The organism is Sphingopyxis sp. 10G20-10 (assembly GCF_057365075.1).
The window spans coordinates 2,289,928-2,309,240 of the sequence record NZ_CP195117.1 but is presented as its reverse complement, the minus strand read 5'-3'; the positions used below and the strand labels follow the sequence as shown (position 1 = coordinate 2,309,240).

Genomic DNA, 19,313 nt, shown 5'->3' with positions numbered 1-19,313 from the left:
ATCTCTTGGCGCCGAGGGGTCGAAAAGACACAACATGCCCCCTATCTTCAACATTCTGACCGCTACAGGAGAAATGCATTGGCCGACGCATCGGGTAAAGACAGCAAAGTCAAACTGCAGGTCGCCAATGCGCGCGCCGAGGAAAGTGGCGGCGGCATTGCGCGTATTCCGCGGTCGATGATGGCCGAACTGGGCGTGACCGAGGGCGATGTTGTCCAGATTACCGGCAAACGCCTGACCGCTTCGCGCGTCATGGCCCCCTATACCGAGGATGAAGGGATAGAGATTGTTCGGCTCGACGGGCTCCAGCGTGCCAATGCGGGGGCCGGGGCGGGCGATATGGTCGAAATCAGTAAGGTTGAAACACGCGCAGCGACGCGCGTCGTCTTTGCTCCCGCGCAACAAAATTTGCGTCTGCAAGGGTCGGCGCTGGCGCTCAAGCGCAGCTTTGCCGGTCGGCCGTTGGTCGCGGGCGATACCGTGTCGACGACCGGACAACAAAAGCTGCCGACGGGTGATATGCCGCCGCAACTGCGCCAGATGCTCAATGCCCCCGCCTATGCGCTCGCCGAAGTGCGACTGTCGGTGGTCTCGGCCACGCCCAAAGGTGTGGTGTTCATCGACGAAAATACCGAAGTCGAACTTTTGCCCGAATATCAAGAAGCGCAGGAAGCTCGCCGCGCCGATGTGACCTATGATGATCTGGGCGGGCTTGGCGAAACGATCGACCAGTTGCGCGAGATGGTCGAACTGCCGCTGCGCTATCCCGAATTGTTCCAGCGGTTGGGCGTCGATCCGCCGCGCGGGGTTTTGCTGCATGGTCCGCCAGGAACCGGCAAGACCCGGCTGGCGCGCGCGGTTGCGAATGAGAGCGAAGCCAATTTTTTCCTGATCAACGGCCCCGAAATTATGGGGTCGGCCTATGGTGAATCCGAAAAACGGTTGCGCGAAGTGTTCGAGGCCGCGGCCAAGGCTGCACCGTCGATATTGTTCATCGACGAGATTGATTCGATCGCGCCCAAACGCGAACAGGTGACCGGCGAGGCCGAAAAGCGACTGGTCGCGCAATTGCTGACATTGATGGACGGACTGGAACCGCGCACCAATCTGGTCGTGATCGCGGCAACCAACCGCCCCGATGCGGTTGATGAAGCGTTGCGGCGTCCGGGCCGCTTTGACCGCGAAATCATCATCGGCGTTCCCGACGAAGGGGGACGGCGCGAGATTTTGGGTATTCACACGCGCGGTATGCCGTTGGCGCCCGATGTCGATCTGTCCGAACTGGCGCGCACCACCTTTGGTTTTGTGGGCGCCGATGTTGCCGCGCTGACCCGCGAGGCGGCGATTGAGGCGGTGCGGCGTATCATGCCCAAGCTCAACCTGTCCGAGGGTACGATTCCACCTGAAGTGCTCGAAGATTTGCGCGTCACGCGCGACGATTTCACCAATGCGCTCAAACGCGTCCAGCCGTCGGCGATGCGCGAGGTTATGGTGCAAGCGCCAAAGATCCGCTGGACCGATATTGGCGGGCTCGATGATGCGCGCGAGAAATTGATCGAAGGCATCGAATTGCCGCTCAAGCAGCCCGAAGCCTTTCGTCGTCTGGGTATCCGCCCGGCCAAGGGCTTCTTGCTCTATGGCCCGCCCGGAACCGGAAAAACCTTGCTGGCAAAGGCGGCGGCGCGCGAATCCGATGCCAATTTCATTGCGATCAAATCATCCGATCTTTTGTCGAAATGGTATGGCGAAAGCGAACAACAGATCGCCAAGCTGTTTGCGCGCGCCCGCGCGGTTGCGCCCACCATTGTCTTTATCGACGAAATCGACAGCCTGGTTCCGGCACGCGGCAGTGCGGGCGGCGGTGAGCCACAGGTGACCGAGCGCGTCGTCAATACGATTCTCGCCGAAATGGACGGGCTTGATGACATGCAGTCCGTCGTCGTGATCGGCGCGACCAATCGTCCCAACCTGATCGATCCGGCTTTGCTGCGGCCCGGTCGGCTCGATGAGTTGATCTATGTCGCGGTTCCCGGCAAGAGCGGACGCCTGAAGATTTTGGAAATCCATACAGCCAAAATGCCTCTGGCTGACGATGTTGATTTGGCTGCGCTGGCCGGGCTAGCGGAGCGCTTTACAGGTGCCGATCTGGAAGATCTGGTGCGCCGCGCTGGGCTTGTGGCGCTCAAACGCTCAATTGACAGCGATACGGTCACGCAAGCGGATTTTGACGAAGCGTTCAAGGATTCGCGTGCTTCTGTCACCGAAGCGATGGAACGCGACTATGAGAAGCTGCGTGGCGAGATCAAGAAGAATGTCATGAGCGTCAATCCGATCGGCTTTTTCGCGCCGGGTATGCTCAAGCCCGTTCATGAGACCAAGCATGGTGACGAGGAAAGGGATTAGGCGGCGCGCGCCTCGACGGCTTTGAGCGCCGACCAGCCCCAGAGAAGCAGGGCGGCGCAAAAGCTTGCCATCAGGCCATAAGCCACCATCGGGTGCCAATTATAGAGCAGCACCCCGATGGCTGGCGAGACGATATAGGCCGATCCGTTGATCGACGCTGTCATGCCGGCGACGCTCCCCTGATCGCGTCGTGGCACAGATAGCGATGCGCCCGACGTAAAACCGGGGCGGAACAAACCGAAGCCGAGCGACGCCAATGCGAAGCCGAAGACAATGCCATGGAGATCTTGCGATAGGCCGGTGATAATCGCACCCATCCCTCCCAACGCCGCGCCCCACAGGACGGCGGCGCGGGCCGAGGGGTTGAGGAGTGGGATGAGTCCCCACTGCGATAGCAAGGTCGCAAAGGCACCGGCCATTAGGACTACGCCGGTCATCGCGGCGGCTTCGTCCGGATTTAGTCGTAAATTCAACCGGTCGAGAATCAGAAATCCGATGACGCCCAGCATCATCGCCTGCGCCTGTCCCCCGAACAGACCCGCGACCAGCCATGGCCGGACCCGCTGATCGCGCCAGGCGAGCTCTTTGGCGAATAAATCGCTGTCTTCCTCCTCCTCTTCTTCGTCGTCGCGCGCAGCATCGGGCGATCCGGCTGAGGTCGGATAGGAGGCGATATTGCCGCGCGCAGCGAATTTGGGGACGTCATTGGGCAGACGCCAACGCAGCAGGACGAGAAGAATGATGCCGATCAGTGCAAACATGATCATCGGGCCGGCGAGCCCCAGAAAGGGCAGGATGAAGACTGGCGCGATGGCCGGACCGATCACTGTTCCCAATCCGAACGAGGATGCAATCATCGACAGGGCCTGCGTTCGTTCGGCGGGTTCGGTCCGCGACGCGACATAGGCTTGCACCGCTGGCGGCGATGCCGACCCGAGTCCGCCATAAAGGCTACGAAACATCGCGAAGATAACGAAGGTCAGTCCGGCGCCCAGCCAGCCGTTGAGCCCGCCCCATAGCGTGATTCCGCATAGCGCCATCGACGCAGCGAACCCCGCAACGCCCAGCGCCATCAGGGCTTTGCGCCCGCGTTTGTCCGATTGCCGCGCCCAATGCGGGGCGGTCAGCACCCACAATAGCGCCGACCAGCTAAAGGCTAGGCTGACCCACACATCGGGTATTTTCAGCTTGGCACCAATCGCGGGCAGAATAGATTGCATCGCGGTGTTGCCCGCCGCCGCGATGAGCATGATTGCGAACAGCAAGGCCATGCGATCATTGGGAATCGAGCGGGGTAGGGAAGCCATGGCGGTCGCAACTGCCTTTTATCGAAAGCGCGCGGAAATGCGTCCCATGTCCCTACACACGCGCGGCCAACTGTCTAGTATTGTCCCGAAATTCGGGCCGGATAGGCGCACTCTTTCCTTGCGCCAAGGCTATATCTTTGGCACCGCACGGGCAAGTTTAACGGACCGAAGGCTGACATGAACAATCCGCGGGTGCAGGCCCAGACAGCAAGAACGCCCTTCTCTCGACGAATTCGTGATCGACTACAGCGATTTTTCGGACCGTGGGGCATTTTCCTCAAGGGCTTTATCAAACATCCCGTGATGGTCGGTTCGATCATTCCGTCATCGCCGACGCTTATCCAGCATATGCTCCGCCCGGTGAACTGGCAGGAAACAAAATTATTCGTCGAATATGGCCCCGGCGTCGGAACATTTTGTCGGCCGGTGCTCGAAAAACTGAAAGGCGATGCGACGCTGATCGTCATCGACACCAATCCCGATTTCATCGACTATCTGCGCGCCCAAATCCGCGACAGCCGCTTTATCGCGGTTCTGGGGTCGGCCGCCGATGTCGAGGATATTATCTCCGAGCATGGCTTTGCCGAAGCCGATTATGTCCTCTCGGGCTTGCCATTTTCGACACTGCCGAGCGGAGTCGGCCCCGCCATTGCCGCCGCGACCCATCGCATTTTGCGGCCCGGCGGCGCATTTCTTGTCTATCAGTTCCGCGCCAAGGCACGCGATTTCCTCGCAACCCATTTTGCGCGCATTGACGGTGCCTTTGAATGGGTCAACGTCCCGCCCTGCTTCCTGTTCTGGGGCTGGAAAGAATGATCCAGCGCCTCACTACTGGTCGCCGTTGGGCATTTCCCCCAAGCCAAAGTTGAGCCGCCGCGAGACGGTATAGTCGGCCAAACCAACCACAAACCATGACAGGGTCCAGCGCAATCGTGTTAGCCAGCTTGTGCTGCGTTTATGGCTTTCGCGTGTGATCAGCGCGCAATCGCCTTGTTGCCGGTCGAGGAAGTCGCGCATCTGATTGGCGAAGTCAGCATCGACGATCCGCAGACTCAACTCGACGTTCAGGAACAGACTGCGCATGTCGAAATTGGTCGAACCGAGATAGACGATATCGTCAATAACGATGAGCTTCATATGCAGGCGGCTCGGTTGATATTCCCAGATCGCGGCGCCCTTGCGCAACAAATAGCCATAAAGAAGCCGAGAGGCGCCGACGGTCGCGGCATTGTCCGATTTGGCTGCCATGACAAGCCGCACCGTGCCAGTGCGGGCAATCTTGCCGATACGCCTCAGCATACCTTGTGCAGGTGAGAAATAGGCCATCGCCATATCAAGACGCTTTGCCCCGATGAAATCGCGGCGCACTGTTCGTGCCCAGGGCGACAGGCGCTGGGTCGGACCGCCGACGAGCCAGGAAAATGGCCCTTCAACCACGGGCCACTGACGGATCAGGCGCCGCAGCACGAGCAGTTTTCCGTCATTATGGACGGTATAGTCATGAATCTCTTCAAACCATGCGACCAGTTTGTCGACCGATGCACCGCTGATCACAACGCCGAGGTCAAACCAGATATCGGGGCCGGGCGCGGACAAATATCCGTTGTTGATGTTAAATCCGCCCATCATCACATCCTGCTGGTCGGTGATAATCATTTTTTGATGGTTGCGAATCAGATAGCTTGATCGCCAGCGGCGCGAGAAGAAGGTGATTTGCCCACCCGCCGCGTGCAACGGCGTGAAGAAGCTATCAGGCGTTTCGGATGAACCGAAACTGTCGATGACGGCACGGACGCGCACGCCGCGTTCTGCTGCGCGTATCAAGGCGGCAAGCGCCATTTGTCCGGCACTGTCATCAGAGAACATGTAAAAGATAAGGTCGATGCTGTGCTCTGCCCCATCAATCAGCCGCACAAGCCGGGTCAATCGATCTCGCCCGTCTGGAAGGACCTCCAACCTGTGCCCAGCCACGTCGGCGATCAATCGCTCGGTTTCCCTGTCAGTCGTCATAACAGGCTCATAGGCGGTTGCGATATTGGGGAGCAAGAGGAGGGGGCTTGCATTGACAGGAGCGGGGCCTGCTGCTAGCGCGCAGCGCTTGCTGTCTTGTCTCAAAGGACGGACACCTCTTCCGCTATTCAAGGAATTATCATGGCCCGCGTTACCGTCGAGGATTGCGTCGACAAAGTTCCCAACCGTTTTGACCTTGTGCTGTTCTCGGCACATCGCGCGCGCGAAATTTCGGGCGGCTCGGAACTCACCATTGATCGTGACCGTGACAAGAATCCGGTCGTTGCCCTGCGTGAAATCGCCGAACAGACCGTGAAACCAAAGGATCTGAAGGGTTCGCTTGTCGTTTCGCTGCAAAAAGTGGTCATCGATGATGATGATACGCCCGATGAGATCAGCTCGATCAGCCGTTCGGCCGAGGCGCTGCGTCTGACCGCCGCTGCCCCGCCGCGCAGCCCGGCGAGCAGCAACACCGAATTCGATTAACTCGTCTCACGATCAACAACATCAGGGGCTGCAGGAAACTGCGGCCCCTTTTGTATTGGCGCTAGGCGGGAAGCTGGTCCAGGTCGACGGTGCGGATTGCCTTGCTGTCGATAAAGGGCGCCAATATCCGAGCGATACGCGGCGCGCGCGCCGATTGGGTCGCGATATTATACAGGCTGTTGGCGATGACATCGGCGATCTGGACGCCTTCGCTGCGACTGCTGTCGGCGAGCGATGCCTTCCCCCAGCCGCCAAGACCCGCCTGAATGTCAGCGCGGACCCGCGCCAATATCGCCGGATCATAGCGGCCATCGTCAATAACAACATCGGTGCAGACACCACCAGTCTCGGGCAGCCAGCTGCTCACCGCGAGATCGAGAAGGGCGGCATAGACGTTCAAGTCGGTTGCCACTTTGCCCTTGGTATCGGCGCGCAGTTTTGCACTATTTGCGACGGCAACCCAAGCGCGCCCTCCGGCTCGGTCGAATAGCTCCAGCAAAAAGGCACGCTCGACAAGGCTGATCCGGCTGCCCTTAAGCTCTCCACGCAGACGGGTGACCGAGCGAAAGCGATCATGGATGGCATGTGCAGTTTCAGGCGACATCAGCACAGCGGAAAATGTCATCGCGCCCGCGTTCAACCCGCCCGATTCGTCGCAGTAAATCGTCATCCGAGGAGTGCAGAGAGATGCAAGAGGTTCAGCGCACGATACCTAGAAATGTTACGGCCTTGCTTGCACCGGCGGGCAAGGGGGCTGCGAGGACCCATTGCAGGTGGGTCACATCATCACTTGTCGCGGCGCGTGGGTTAGTGCCCTCGACCGGGACCATCAGCGATTCAAGGAGGCCATAATTTTTGCCGCCATCGACTGACACCGAAAAGCCGTCTGTATCTGCGGTCGATTCAAATCGAATTTCGGCGGGCAGGGGATCAACAATTTTCAACCCCATGGCGGGGGCGTCCGTCTTGTTGACCAATTGCAGGGTGAAACGAATGCGATCGCCGGGAACGACAATCTTGGTCGGGCCATAGCTAGTTGTCTCTGTGCCGTCCGCGTTTGTGATGGATTTCTGCACCTCCATCTTGGAGGCGAATTCAACGCTTTGCATCGCATGAGCCGGTGCGGCGATGGAGATGGCCACGCCCAGTCCCAAGGCCCATTTCTGAAAGCTGAAGAGTAAACGCATCATCGGCTGCTCCTGTCTGGCGACATTTGCTTTGATAGGCAGTTTGCGATTAAAATCCAGCCGCCTTGTCTGCCAATGCAACCAGCCGTTCGCCTGCGTGAGAGTGCGCGATCAGGCCCCTTGCGGGTTGGGACCACCAAAGGGGCGCGGTTTGCGCTTGATCGGGGGCAGCGAGCCTGCATGGCCTTGCGCTGGCATACCGGGTTTGCCCTGATCATCTTCACGGCCAATGGCCTCGCCCTTGATCGCGCGTTTGGATTCTTCGCCAGACAGCGTTTCATATTCCAGCAGCGCGCCTGCGAGCAGATGGAGCTCGTCGAGATTGTCGGTGAGCACCTTACGCGCTTCGGCTTCGCCTTCCTCGACAATCCGGCGGACCTCTTCGTCGATCATCCGCGCCGTGTCTGCCGAAACGCTTTGCGAGCGTGCGACGCTATGGCCGAGGAACACTTCTTCTTGATTGTCACGATAGCGTAGCCAGCCGAGCTTTTCGGACATGCCATATTCCATCACCATGGCGCGCGCCATATCGGTGGCTTGCTGGATATCGTTCGACGCGCCGGTGTTGAGCTCGTCCTCGCCAAAGATCAGCTGTTCGGCGATACGGCCACCAAAGCAGAGCGCCAGACGCGCCTTCATCTGCTTCATATTGGTCGAATAGCGATCCCGCTCGGGCAGGTTCCATGTCACGCCTAGCGCACGGCCGCGCGGGATGATGGTGACTTTGTGCAGCGGATCATTGCCTTCGACATGAAGAGAGACCAGCGCGTGTCCCGCTTCATGATAGGCGGTGGCGCGCTTTTCGTCCTCGGTCATGACCATCGAGCGCCGTTCGGAGCCCATCATGACCTTGTCCTTGGCCTCTTCAAACTCGTTGCTCGCGATCAGTCTTTTGCCGCGCTTGGCGGCCAGAAGCGCGGCTTCATTGGCAAGGTTGGCAAGGTCGGCACCCGAAAAGCCCGGTGTTCCGCGCGCGACGCGGCGCAGGTCCACGTCGGGAGCGAGCGGCTTTTTGCGCGTATGCACTTCGAGGATTTTCTGGCGTCCATCGATGTCGGGACGCGGCACCACGACCTGTCGGTCGAAACGACCGGGGCGCAGCAAGGCAGGGTCAAGAACATCGGGACGGTTGGTCGCAGCAACGATGATGATGCCTTCATTGGCCTCGAACCCGTCCATTTCGACCAGCAACTGGTTGAGCGTCTGTTCGCGTTCGTCATTGCCATTACCGAGGCCAGCACCGCGATGGCGACCGACCGCGTCGATTTCGTCGATAAAGACGATGCAGGGTGCGTTGCGCTTGGCCTGTTCGAACATGTCGCGCACGCGGCTGGCGCCGACGCCGACGAACATTTCGACAAAATCTGACCCTGAAATGGTGAAGAAGGGCACGCCCGCTTCACCGGCAATGGCGCGCGCGAGCAAGGTTTTGCCGGTACCCGGCGAACCTACGAGCAGAGCGCCCTTGGGAATCTGCCCGCCCAGTTTAGAAAATTTGGTCGGGTCTTTCAGAAATTCGACGATTTCTTCCAACTCTTCGCGGGCTTCATCGATCCCAGCGACATCATCGAATGTGACGCGGCCCTGCTTCTCGGTGAGCATCTTGGCCCGCGATTTGCCAAAACCCATCGCACCGCCGCCGCCATTATTCTTCTGAACCTGTCGGAAGACGAAAAAGGCGATGCCGAGGATCAGAATGAAAGGTAGCGACTGGACGAGCATATACATCCAGAAATTGGGTGTTTCAGTCGGTTTTCCGTCATATTTGACGTTATTGTCATTGAGCAGTTTGAGCAGTTCAGGATCGCGAACAAGATTGGTGGAAAAACGGTCGCCGTTGGACAGCGTCCCCGTGATCTTGTCATCGGACATGACAACGTCCTTGACGCTGCCTTCCTCGACCTTGGACCGGAATTCGGAATAGGCGAAAGTGTCGCCCGCCGGCTTTGCTGCGCCGCCAAACATCGAGGCGACAATCAACATGGCGAGAATGATCCCGCTCCAGATCATCAGGCTTTTCATCCAGGGATTGGCCTGTGGTTCCTTGTCGTCCTGCATTCTGCGTCTTTCCCAAACATGCGGCCAGTTTTGGCCCAATGCTGATAAGATAGGGTGTTTCGATTAATTGACAATGACCAGTTCAGCCGCGGCGATGCCCTTTTCGGTCGGGCGCGCGGATAATCCGCCAAAGCGGGGGCGTGACGCCTGACACCGGAACGATGCGCCAATCGCCGATCATCGTGGCTTTGCCGCGTGCCATTTCGGTCAGGAGACGTGTCATAGCGTCGCCGCGCACAGGCAAGTCGGGATCACGTGTCGTGAGCCGTATCGCCACAATCCGCCGTTGGATTTCAACAGGGGAGCCGTCAATCCGCAGCACTTCGGGGTCCTCATGGTCGGGCCATGTGGCGATGATATAGCGCGCCGCCCAATCGAGCGCCTGATCGGCGTCGTCCAAAGCGCTGGCGCTGGCCGATGCCGCCTTCGGGTCGAGCCAATCCACGTTCGCCAAGGCTTTACGCATCCGCACCCGATCAAATCGTTCGTCGTTATTGGACGGGTCGAGGCAATAGGGCAGGTCATGTTCGACGCAAAGCGACAGCAATTCGGCATGAGAGCAACCCAAAAGCGGGCGCAAAATGATGCCGTTACTCCTTCGAATCCCGGCCAGTCCACCCACGCCGCTGCTGCGGTTGAGTCGCATGAGAAGTGTTTCCAACTGATCGTCGGCGTGATGCGCGGTCAGCAACCAGTCGAGCTTTGTCGTCGTCAGCCAATCGGAAAGCAGTGCGTAGCGTGCATCGCGGGCTGCGGCCTGAAGCGACCCGGTGATCGCGGTTCGGGGCGTGAGGATGCGATGATCGATGCCCTGATCTGCACAATAGGTCGCGACCATTGCAGCCTCATCGGCGGCTTCTGGCCGCAGGCGATGGTCTATGGTGGCCGCAAAGCAGCGGTCCCCGAACAGGGTATGCGCGAGCCATAATAGCGCCATGCTGTCGGGACCCCCCGATACAGCAATGCCAAATCGGTCATTCCCTGCTGCGTTCGGGCCAGCAACCGCCGTCAAATCGGCGGCAAAGCGCTGGATGGGGTCAGCAGCCAGCTTTGGCTTTGGCCGCGGCGGCGTCATCCCGGACATCCTTTGGTGCCTTGTCGCCATAGACCTCTTCGAGCTCGCGAAACGCTTTGCAGGCATCGGCTTTGCGTCCCAATTTATTGAGTGCGACACCCATGTACATGAGGCTATGCGGCGCGCGGGCGCCGCTCGGGCGATCCTTGTAATTATTGTAGAAAGCGACAGCCGCGAGACTCGGCTTGCCTTCGTCGAGATAGGCGCGGCCCAGCAAATTCTGGGCATAGCTTGCGAAATTATTGCTGGGCCAACGCGCCACTACCGTTTTGAGCTGCGCTTCGGCTTCGGGGTAGAGCTTGGCGTCCCACAGGCGATAGCCATAGGTATAGGCGTCATCGACCTCATTTCCCGTCGCCGGAATTTCGACCTTTTTGACCAAGGCCAAGCGTTCGTCGGATGGAGCTGAAGCTGGTGATACAGCAGCCGCACTTTTCTTGGCTGGTGCTGGCGTTGCCTTGCCATTGGTGCCTGACGGTTCGCTAGACGCGCTGCTCGCGGGCGTGACGGCGGGCGGCTCGACGACCGTCCGCTTGTCCATTTCGGCCTTATAGGTGGTGAATTGCTTTTCCAGTTCGCGCAATTTGTAGCTGTTCTGTTCGGTTTGACCGGTCAGCGTGCGTAATTGCGATTCCAGCGCATCAACGCGGGCTGTCAAATCGGTAATCGGCGCATTGGCCTTGGCCCGTTCACCCGCAATCTGGTCCGGTGCAATCTCGCCTTCAAAGAAGGTCGGGCTGCCGCCGGGAAAGACTGTTCTTTGAACCGCGTGCATCTCTTTTTCCAGGCGTTCGACGCGCTTGGTGACAGTCGCATCCTGTGCAAAGGCAGAGACGGGCAGGGCAATCGCTACCGCCGCCGCCATGGCTCCGGAACAATAGATATGACGCTTTAACATAGGCTGATGAGCCCCCCACTGGTTAACAACTAAAACTGCATAACGCCTTGGCGGCGCGCATGGCAATTCCATTCACCGCACCCACAGGTGCAGACGCCTGTTTTTACCGCGGCGTTCCGGCATCCGTTGCGCTGCCGCCGCTCCGGCCTAATAAGTCGGCCGGCTTGAGCGAAATATTCTTGATCAGCGTATCCGCCGGACCAATCGACCCGACATCGCGCCCGCCAACCGTCACTTTCAGCGCCTGAGGTATGCTGGTGCGAAGTTTGAATTGCTCAATATAAGCGGGCGGCACTTCATAGGTTTCGCCCGGGTCAAGCGTGCGCCAATTTTCGGTTTTTCCCGTCGCGTCGTCAAATCCGATCCACACTTCGGAAACTGCGGTCAGCACCACGGGGGCGTCATTGGCAACCTGCGCTCCTTTGGTCTTGGGGGCTTCAATCTTGGTTATCGCAGCTGGCGGCGCTTCGGAGGCATTGGCGTCCCGATTCTGGGCGGCAATCAAGGCTTCGTCTGGTTCGACCGACAGGAATTTCCAAACGCCATAGGCCGATGCCAGCAGCGCCGCGATAACGACCAGCGTCCACGCCAATGTCGCGGTCGGCAGGCGCGCAGGGTCGGTTGGTTCATAGGCTTCATAGGGGGGCCGCGCTGTATAGGCGTCCTCTTCCAGTTCGCGGCGGACCAGAGCCGCAATTTCGGCTTCGGGCAAACCGACCGCGCGGGCATAAGCGCGGGCAAAGCCGGTAACATAGGTCCGGCCCGGCAACGCTTCGAAATCGGTTTTCTCAATGGCTTCCAGATGGCGTAGTGTGACGCGTGTTCTGGAAGCGACATCGGTCAGCGACAGGCCAGCGGCTTCGCGGGCCAATCGCAATTTGTCGCCCGACCGTGTAATGTTCAATTCACCTTGTGGATCGTCGCCCGTTTCGGCCATTCCTGTCTCCGTGCCGACTGTTTGCAACCCGTTCAGCCGTGCCGCCCTTCCTTCGCACCGACCCCCAGCCTGTGTCAAATGAACTTAGCGCCATGAATGGTTGAAAAGAGGTTGAAACAAGCCTGTTGGAATAGCCGCTAACAACGCGGCGGATTAGAGCACATATTTGCTGAGATCCGTGTCTCCGACGACGTCGGCGAGTTGGCTGTCGACATAGGCTGCGTCGATCTCCAGCGACGTCCCCGCCATATCCTCGGCGCCAAAGCTGACCTCCTCGACCAAACGCTCCATCATAGTCTGCAATCGGCGGGCTCCAATATTCTCGACCTGCTCGTTCACCTGTGCGGCAAGCGCCGCGATGCGCGCGATGGCATCGGCGGTGAAGTTGATTGTCACGTCCTCGGTGGCGATGAGCGCGCAATATTGTTCGGGCAGGCCAGCCTTGGTCTCAGACAGGATGCGAACAAAATCCTGTTCGGTAAGCGCGGCGAGTTCGACCCGGATCGGCAGGCGCCCCTGAAGTTCGGGCAACAGATCGCTCGGTTTGGCGACATGAAAAGCGCCCGACGCGATGAACAACACATGGTCGGTTTTCATCGGGCCATATTTGGTCGCAACGGTGGTGCCTTCGATGAGCGGTAGGAGGTCGCGTTGCACGCCCTCTCGGCTGACCGAACCGCCTCGCACATCGCTCACCGCAATTTTGTCGATTTCGTCGAGGAACACGATGCCGTTCGCTTCGGCATCGGCGAGCGCGATGCGCGCGACATCATCTTGATCGAGCCTTTTGTCCTGCTCTTCCTCAATCAATCGCACTGCGGCCTCGGAGACTTTCAGCCTGCGGCGCTTTTTTGGTGCGCCTCCCATTGCCTTGCCCAGCATATCGGACAGGTTGATCATCCCCATCTGGCCCGGCTGACCGGGCAGTTCGAACGGCATATTTGGGGCGTCACTGACTTCGACCTCAACTTCGCTGTCGTCCAGATGCCCTTCGCGGATACGCTGGCGGAAACTTTCGCGTGTCGCTTCGCTCGACCCTTTTCCGGTCAGCGCATCAAGCAGCCGCTCCATCGCGGCTTCTTCGGCGGCGGCACGAACCGTTTCGCGGCGGCGCTCGCTTTCGAGGCGCACAGCTTCTTCGACCAAATCGCGGGCGATTTGTTCGACGTCGCGGCCGACATAGCCGACCTCGGTGAATTTGGTCGCCTCGATCTTGATGAAGGGTGCATCGGCAAGCTTGGCCAAGCGGCGCGAAATCTCTGTCTTGCCGCAGCCCGTGGGGCCTATCATCAATATATTCTTGGGCGTCACTTCATCGCGCAGATCGGGCGACAATTTCTGGCGGCGCCAGCGATTGCGCATTGCGACAGCGACGGCGCGCTTGGCGGCGTCCTGGCCGATGATATGCGTGTCGAGCGCGGCGACAATCGCCTTGGGGGTGAGAGCATCATTCATGGGAGTTAAGCCTGGGTTTCGATGATTTCAGATGTGAACTGGTCGTTGGTATAAACGCAGATACGCGCCGCGACCTGCATCGCTTTCTTCACCAAAACCTCGGCATCCTTTTCATATTCGGCGAGCGCAGTCGCGGCGGAGAGGGCGAAATTGCCGCCCGATCCGATCGCTGCGATACCGCCTTCAGGCTCGAGTACATCGCCGTTGCCAGTGATAACCAACGTCACATCCTTATCCGCGACGATCATCATCGCTTCCAGGTTGCGCAGATATTTGTCGGTGCGCCAGTCCTTCGCGAGTTCAACTGCGGCGCGCAGCAACTGACCATTGTGCCGTTCGAGCTTGGCCTCCAGCCGTTCAAACAGGGTGAAGGCGTCGGCGGTCGCGCCGGCGAAGCCGCCGATCACGCTGCCATCGTGGAGGCGGCGGACCTTGCGGGCGTTGGGTTTCATCACCGTTTGGCCCATTGAGACCTGGCCGTCGCCGATGACGACGACCTTGTCAGCAGCCCGGGCGGACAGGATGGTGGTTCCGTGCCAAGGCGCGGCACGGGGCGCAGATTGTTCGCTCATGGCGGCGATATGGGTGATGGCTCCGGCCGCCGCAAGGGCCGTGACGCGTGCCAGCGGCAGAACTCCTGCAATCCGCCTTGGGGCTTTCAGACAATTTTGACGTTTCGAAGGTGGATTTAGTCGATGCCGACCCTAAATTGATAATATGAGCAATACCACCCTGATCGACCGCGCCCTGATCCGCCTGTCCGGCGACGATGTGCGGGGTTTCCTACAAGGATTAGTCACCAATGATGTGGCGGGCGCGCTGCCAGTGTGGGCGGCGCTGCTGACCGCACAGGGAAAGACGCTGTTCGATTTCCTGATTTGGGACGATGGCGACGATGTGTTGATTGATTGCGAGCGCGATGCGGCGGGGGATCTGGCCAAGCGGCTGACCCTCTATCGCTTGCGCCGCGCCATCTCCATCGAGCGCGAGCCCGACCTGTGCGTCCATTGGGCCGCAGAGTGCGAGGAAGGCCTGGCCGATCCGCGCCTGCCCGCACTGGGCAAACGCTGGCTCGCTCCGGCGAGCGAGGGGGAGGGCGTCGATGCCGCATGGCGTGCGCACCGGCTGGCGCTGGGCGTCACCGAAGGCCGCGCCGAACTGGGCAGCGACAAGACGCTGTGGCTCGAATGCAATGCCGCCGAACTCAATGGCGTCAGCTTTGGCAAAGGCTGTTACATAGGTCAGGAAAACACCGCGCGGATGAACTGGCGGCAAAAGGTCAACCGGCGGTTGGTCGTGGTGCCGCTGGCCGTGGCCGATGAAAGGCGGCAGATGATTGCCTACACAGAACTGGGCCTGTCAGTCGAGCATCGGCGGGTGGAAAATATCGACGCGGTTATCGCGCCGCAATGGATGCAGGCGGCGCTGGTGCCGGCCGGTTCATGATGGGTGCAGCCAACCCTGCTAGACTGACGGAGACATGCGCGTTCTGTTTGCCCTGACGGCGTTTGGCGCCGCCCTCGCTGTGATCCCTGTCACGGCGCAAGAAATGGTGGCAACATCGCCCGCTAACCTGCTGACAGAAAGCCCGTCCGAAGAAACTCGCCCGCCCGCAAAGCTGTCGCCGCTGGCGACGGATTCGCCGTGGCGCGCGCGGTTCGAGGCAGTGGCCGACGCGCTGCTCCCCGCGCTGCAATCGCGCGACGCCAGCCGGTGGCAGCCGATGCTTGGCGGACAGTGGCAAAGCGACACGGACCAACAGGCGGTAGCGGCGTTTCTCGCTGAGGAAAACGGAGCCTTTGCACCCCTTATTGCCGCCAGCAGCCCTGTAAACCTCCGGATTTTGGGCTGGAGCGTGCCGTCCGGTTATTCGGCGGCGGACCGCGCGGAAATACAGGCGCGGCCAGAGGCGGAGGCGCTTCTCTGCTGGTCGGCACAGGCGCTGGACGATGCGCAATGGCCGCAAACTGCGGATGATGCCGACAATGCCGCCGGACGCCCCTATGCCTGCGCGCGCGTCACTTATTCGTTGCGTGACGGAGCGTCGGTGTGGCGCGGCTTTATCGAAACACCGGCGCCGCCATCGGCGCATTAACCAGTCGCCAACCATAGTCTGCGACACTGGCCGCCATGCTGGAACGCGTTATCTGGTTGGCCGCAGGGGTCGCGGTGGTATCGGTCGGTGTGGCGGGGATCGCCAGCCGCACGACCCGCCCTGCTGTGTCCGCCGATTCCACCCCCCATGTCGAGGCCGTCTCCGATAGGTGGGCAGAGCGCGGCAAGGCCATGACACCCGACACCGAATTCTCGAACAATAGTGGCGAGGTGCGGATTGGCCGTGCGGGCGATTCGCATTTCTATGCCGATGCCGATGTCGATGGCAGGCGGTTGCGGATGATGGTCGACAGCGGCGCGTCCATCGTCGCGCTGACCCGCCGCGATGCCGAGTCGATCGGGATCAATGTCAACGCGCTGACGATAATGGGCGGCGCCACCACCGCAGGCGGCGTCGTGCCGATGCGCCCAGTCATGCTCGACAGCATCGACGTCGACGGGGTCGAAGTCCGCCACGTCCAGGCGGCGGTTATCGACGCCGATATTCCGGCATCGCTGTTGGGTCAGAGCTTCCTGTCGAAACTGAACGCGGTCACGGTCGAAGGCGACACGATGACGATGCGATGAGCTGCGCTGGGTCTTCAAATTCCACTAGGTAATCAAAAGGTCCTTGCGGGTCAGCTTGGCGCGTCAACCGGCTCTTCCGTAGAGCGTTTGACCATCGACAATCCGTAAAAGACGGTTCCGATAGCGATCATGCCGGCCACCGAATACACCGCCGTCGCCGGTGCCTGAAGCGACATCCAGATGGTCATCGCGGTGGCAATCGGCAAGATCAGAAGCCAACTCCCCCCCATCGAGTCTCTCAATCCCCGGAAATTTTTGTGCCAAAAGAGAATGATGGAAACCAGTATCAGCACATAAACCATTTGTTCGACAGCGACCAGCAGGACCGCAAGCGTCGCAAAAGTACCGGAAACCGCAATTGCCATGACGATGGCCGCGAAGAATAATATCGCATAATCGGGCGTCAGAAAACGGTTCGAAACATGGGTGAACATGCGCGGCAAAAGCCGTCTTTCGCCCATACCGTACAGGACGCGCGGATAGGCTACAAAACCGCTGAGCAGATTGGTGGCGATCGAGAACACCGCGGCAATGCTGATCATCACGGCCCCCCAGTCGCCCAGAAGTTTCTGCGCCGCCGCGGCCAAAGGTGTGTCGGCGCTGCCTGCCTCCGGACCGATGGCAATATAGGCCCATTGGATCAGCGCATAGAATATCGCCACGCCGAACAAGGTCATAAAAATCGACCGAGACAAGGTTTTGCGGGGATCCTTTGTTTCCCCCGCAGCGACAATGGACGTCGAGAAACCGGAAAAGGAAAAGGCGATTAACAAGGCGACCGATTCCAGACCGGAAAAGCTCGGCAATTCTATGTTGGAAGGTATGCCGTTGGTGCCGATGCCCAACAGGCACAGCAGGACAAGCGGAGCGAGTTTGATAATCGTACCGACCCAGACCCCGCCAATCGAACGTTTTGTGCCGACAATACTGATTATCGTCATGATCGCGATCAACGCGACAATCGTGACCGGGCGCGCAACAGGCCCGCCGAATATCGGAAACAGCGCTGCGAGATAAGAAACCAGAACATGGAAATTGGCGGCCCGGCCCGTTGTGCTGGCGCAAATGACGAACCAGCCGACTTGAAACCCGGCATATTCCCCCAAAGCTGCCTCGACATAGAGCTGCTCGCCGCCCGACCGTTCGAACAATGTGGACAGCTTGGCACTGACAGCTGCCAGACAGGCGGTTGGAATGACGAAAAGCAGGAAAGCAAAAGGCGCAAAAGTACCTAATCCGGCATAAAGCAGGGCAGGCAGCGCAAAGATACCCGCGCCTATCATGCCATTGAGATTGAGAAGGCTTGCCCCAGCAATGCCGACCACGCGTGGCGGTATAATTCTGTCGGTCATATTAGTCCCCCGCTACGGGCTAACCGAAGTTGATTTGCCCTGTAAAGAAAAATGAGAGCGTAGCCCTGAGCTATAGCGCGCTATTTCTTTGGGGCTTGAAGCAGTCTTTTAATCCATGCCCCTGTGGTGGTTCGCCATGCGCTGTACTAAAGCGCCTTCTTGCGCCCCCCCCCGAACTCCCGTGCAGAAGGTGTCGGGGCATTCGGGGGGAGGCAATATGGCGGAATCACAGGCGTTGCCGCGCACAGTGGGGTTTTGGGGCACAGCCCTGTTCCAGGTAAACGGCATGATTGGCGCGAACATTTTTGCCCTGTCGGCGATCATGGTCACAGCGGTCGGCAATTTTGCACCGTGGGTGATGCTGTTTGGTGCCGTCTTGATCCTGCCGCTGGTCTTTGTATTCGCCGCACTTGCGACCCGATTTGACCGAAACGGTGGTCCGGTCCTCTATGTCCATGCGGCGTTCGGTTCGTTTCTGGGCTTTCAATCGGGATGGACGCGTTACGCTTCCGGTGTCGTGGCGGTGGCGGCCAACACCCAAGTGGCCGTCGCTCCTGTGGGTGGCCAGTCATGCCAGCATGGAAGCTGTTCAGATGCAGGGCCTGATCCTGATTGTGGGAACGGGTTTCTATTTCATCGCCGCGCGGCGCAAGCCGTTAGTGACCGCCGCGCTGACCTAATCCGAAGGTCCGCAACGGGGGCTGGCCCTTGGGTGCAGGCTTGCCAAACGGGTGAGCCTTGCCCACATGTCTGGCCATGAATGCTCCCACGCCCCCTCTCAAGGCCGCCGTTATTCCGGTCACCTCCTTTCAACAAAATTGCACGCTTTTGTGGTGCACCGTAACCAACAAGGCCGCCTTTATCGATCCGGGCGGCGACCTCGACAAGTTGAAACATGCGCTGAAGCAAACCGGCGTCGAGCTGGAAAAAATCCTCGTGACTCATGGCCATATGGACCATTGCGGACAAGCCGGCGTGCTCGCGAAAGAGATGGGGCTCAAGATTGAGGGGCCGCACGAGGATGACCGCTTCTGGATCGAGCGGCTGGACGAGGATGGCGCGCGCTTTGGCATGTCGGGCGAGGTGTTTGAACCCGACCGCTGGCTGGTCGACGGCGACACGGTGACGGTCGGCAATCTGACCCTCGATGTCATCCATTGCCCCGGGCACACGCCGGGGCATGTGGTGTTTCATCACGCTCCGTCAAAGCTGGCGATCGTCGGTGATGTGATTTTTCAGGGATCGATCGGGCGAACCGATTTTCCGCGCGGCAATCATCAGCAATTGCTCGATTCGATAACCAAGAAGCTGTGGCCGCTGGGCGATGATACGATTTTCCTGCCCGGCCATGGCTCGCACAGCAATTTTGCCACCGAACGGCGCACCAACCCCTATGTCAGCGATTCGGCTATGGCGCAGAGTAGCTGACCCCTCCCGCACGGACGGCAGGAGGGAGGCAGGCG

The 19,313-nt window shown here is 59.6% G+C and carries 19 protein-coding genes; 8 read left to right on the top strand and 11 right to left on the bottom strand.

The genetic code is table 11. The features are described from left to right. Window positions 1-78 precede the first annotated feature (78 nt). A complete protein-coding gene (locus ACR3XE_RS11255; protein WP_473700095.1) occupies window positions 79-2,403 on the top strand; it encodes a CDC48 family AAA ATPase in 2,325 nt (774 codons plus the stop codon). On the opposite strand, the gene ACR3XE_RS11250 is transcribed toward ACR3XE_RS11255, so the two are convergent. Then, window positions 2,400-3,710 (bottom strand): MFS transporter, encoded by a 1,311-nt coding sequence (locus ACR3XE_RS11250; protein WP_473700096.1) that lies wholly within the window; start codon window positions 3,708-3,710, stop codon window positions 2,400-2,402. The genes ACR3XE_RS11255 and ACR3XE_RS11250 overlap by 4 nt on opposite strands. Before the next feature lie 177 nt (window positions 3,711-3,887). On the opposite strand from ACR3XE_RS11250, the gene ACR3XE_RS11245 reads away from it, so the two are divergent. Further along, window positions 3,888-4,526: a class I SAM-dependent methyltransferase gene (locus tag ACR3XE_RS11245; protein WP_473700097.1), complete on the top strand. Its 639-nt coding sequence runs from the start codon at window positions 3,888-3,890 to the stop codon at window positions 4,524-4,526. Window positions 4,527-4,538: 12 nt separating this feature from the next. On the opposite strand, the gene ACR3XE_RS11240 is transcribed toward ACR3XE_RS11245, so the two are convergent. Further along, a complete protein-coding gene (locus ACR3XE_RS11240) occupies window positions 4,539-5,720 on the bottom strand; it encodes a phospholipase D-like domain-containing protein (protein WP_486185746.1) in 1,182 nt (393 codons plus the stop codon). Between the two features lie 141 nt (window positions 5,721-5,861). Between ACR3XE_RS11240 and rpoZ the strand changes: the two genes are divergently transcribed. Next, on the top strand, window positions 5,862-6,206 hold the full coding sequence (rpoZ, locus tag ACR3XE_RS11235) for a DNA-directed RNA polymerase subunit omega (RefSeq protein ID WP_473700100.1): 345 nt from the start codon (window positions 5,862-5,864) through the stop codon (window positions 6,204-6,206). Between the two features lie 61 nt (window positions 6,207-6,267). Here the strand turns inward: rpoZ and ACR3XE_RS11230 are convergent, their stop codons facing one another. The 8 genes from ACR3XE_RS11230 to hslV form a co-directional block, all read right to left on the bottom strand. Then, window positions 6,268-6,876 carry a DUF3800 domain-containing protein gene (locus ACR3XE_RS11230; RefSeq protein WP_473700101.1) on the bottom strand — a complete coding sequence of 203 codons (609 nt, stop codon included), beginning with the start codon at window positions 6,874-6,876 and terminating at the stop codon, window positions 6,268-6,270. 28 nt (window positions 6,877-6,904) lie between these two features. After that, complete coding sequence (locus tag ACR3XE_RS11225) at window positions 6,905-7,396, bottom strand: hypothetical protein (protein WP_473700102.1); 492 nt, start codon at window positions 7,394-7,396, stop codon at window positions 6,905-6,907. 108 nt (window positions 7,397-7,504) lie between these two features. Further along, window positions 7,505-9,451, bottom strand: a complete 1,947-nt coding sequence (ftsH, locus tag ACR3XE_RS11220) for an ATP-dependent zinc metalloprotease FtsH (RefSeq protein ID WP_486185745.1) — start codon at window positions 9,449-9,451, stop codon at window positions 7,505-7,507. 82 nt (window positions 9,452-9,533) lie between these two features. Next, window positions 9,534-10,535 (bottom strand): tRNA lysidine(34) synthetase TilS, encoded by a 1,002-nt coding sequence (gene tilS, locus ACR3XE_RS11215; RefSeq protein WP_486185744.1) that lies wholly within the window; start codon window positions 10,533-10,535, stop codon window positions 9,534-9,536. Continuing rightward, complete coding sequence (locus ACR3XE_RS11210) at window positions 10,489-11,424, bottom strand: tetratricopeptide repeat protein (protein WP_473700105.1); 936 nt, start codon at window positions 11,422-11,424, stop codon at window positions 10,489-10,491. Before ACR3XE_RS11210 ends, tilS begins: the two co-directional genes overlap by 47 nt. 103 nt (window positions 11,425-11,527) lie before the next feature. Beyond that, window positions 11,528-12,361 carry a helix-turn-helix domain-containing protein gene (locus tag ACR3XE_RS11205; RefSeq protein WP_486185743.1) on the bottom strand — a complete coding sequence of 278 codons (834 nt, stop codon included), beginning with the start codon at window positions 12,359-12,361 and terminating at the stop codon, window positions 11,528-11,530. A gap of 153 nt (window positions 12,362-12,514) precedes the next feature. Next, a complete protein-coding gene (hslU, locus tag ACR3XE_RS11200; RefSeq protein ID WP_486185742.1) occupies window positions 12,515-13,816 on the bottom strand; it encodes an ATP-dependent protease ATPase subunit HslU in 1,302 nt (433 codons plus the stop codon). A gap of 5 nt (window positions 13,817-13,821) precedes the next feature. Beyond that, window positions 13,822-14,388 carry an ATP-dependent protease subunit HslV gene (gene hslV, locus ACR3XE_RS11195; RefSeq protein ID WP_473700108.1) on the bottom strand — a complete coding sequence of 189 codons (567 nt, stop codon included), beginning with the start codon at window positions 14,386-14,388 and terminating at the stop codon, window positions 13,822-13,824. 145 nt (window positions 14,389-14,533) lie between these two features. On the opposite strand from hslV, the gene ygfZ reads away from it, so the two are divergent. Genes ygfZ through ACR3XE_RS11180 form a run of 3 tightly spaced genes read left to right on the top strand, consistent with a single transcriptional unit; the run spans window position 14,534 to window position 16,498 of the window. Further along, on the top strand, window positions 14,534-15,262 hold the full coding sequence (ygfZ, locus tag ACR3XE_RS11190) for a CAF17-like 4Fe-4S cluster assembly/insertion protein YgfZ (protein ID WP_486185741.1): 729 nt from the start codon (window positions 14,534-14,536) through the stop codon (window positions 15,260-15,262). Between the two features lie 34 nt (window positions 15,263-15,296). Beyond that, entirely contained in the window at window positions 15,297-15,911 is a 615-nt protein-coding gene (locus ACR3XE_RS11185; RefSeq protein WP_473700109.1) for a hypothetical protein, read from the top strand. A 35-nt stretch (window positions 15,912-15,946) separates the two neighbouring features. Continuing rightward, the gene (locus ACR3XE_RS11180; RefSeq protein ID WP_473700110.1) at window positions 15,947-16,498 is read left to right on the top strand and encodes a retropepsin-like aspartic protease family protein; all 552 of its coding nucleotides are present in this window, start codon (window positions 15,947-15,949) and stop codon (window positions 16,496-16,498) included. 50 nt (window positions 16,499-16,548) lie between these two features. On the opposite strand, the gene ACR3XE_RS11175 is transcribed toward ACR3XE_RS11180, so the two are convergent. Further along, window positions 16,549-17,850, bottom strand: coding sequence for an APC family permease (locus tag ACR3XE_RS11175; RefSeq protein ID WP_486185740.1), 1,302 nt, complete (start codon window positions 17,848-17,850; stop codon window positions 16,549-16,551). Between the two features lie 217 nt (window positions 17,851-18,067). Here ACR3XE_RS11175 and ACR3XE_RS11170 point away from each other — a divergent pair, with 217 nt between their 5' ends. Together ACR3XE_RS11170 and ACR3XE_RS11165 are read left to right on the top strand one after the other, a co-directional pair. Then, window positions 18,068-18,610 carry an amino acid permease gene (locus ACR3XE_RS11170; RefSeq protein WP_473700113.1) on the top strand — a complete coding sequence of 181 codons (543 nt, stop codon included), beginning with the start codon at window positions 18,068-18,070 and terminating at the stop codon, window positions 18,608-18,610. Continuing rightward, complete coding sequence (locus tag ACR3XE_RS11165) at window positions 18,607-19,278, top strand: MBL fold metallo-hydrolase (protein ID WP_473700114.1); 672 nt, start codon at window positions 18,607-18,609, stop codon at window positions 19,276-19,278. Before ACR3XE_RS11170 ends, ACR3XE_RS11165 begins: the two co-directional genes overlap by 4 nt. Window positions 19,279-19,313: the final 35 nt, after the last annotated feature.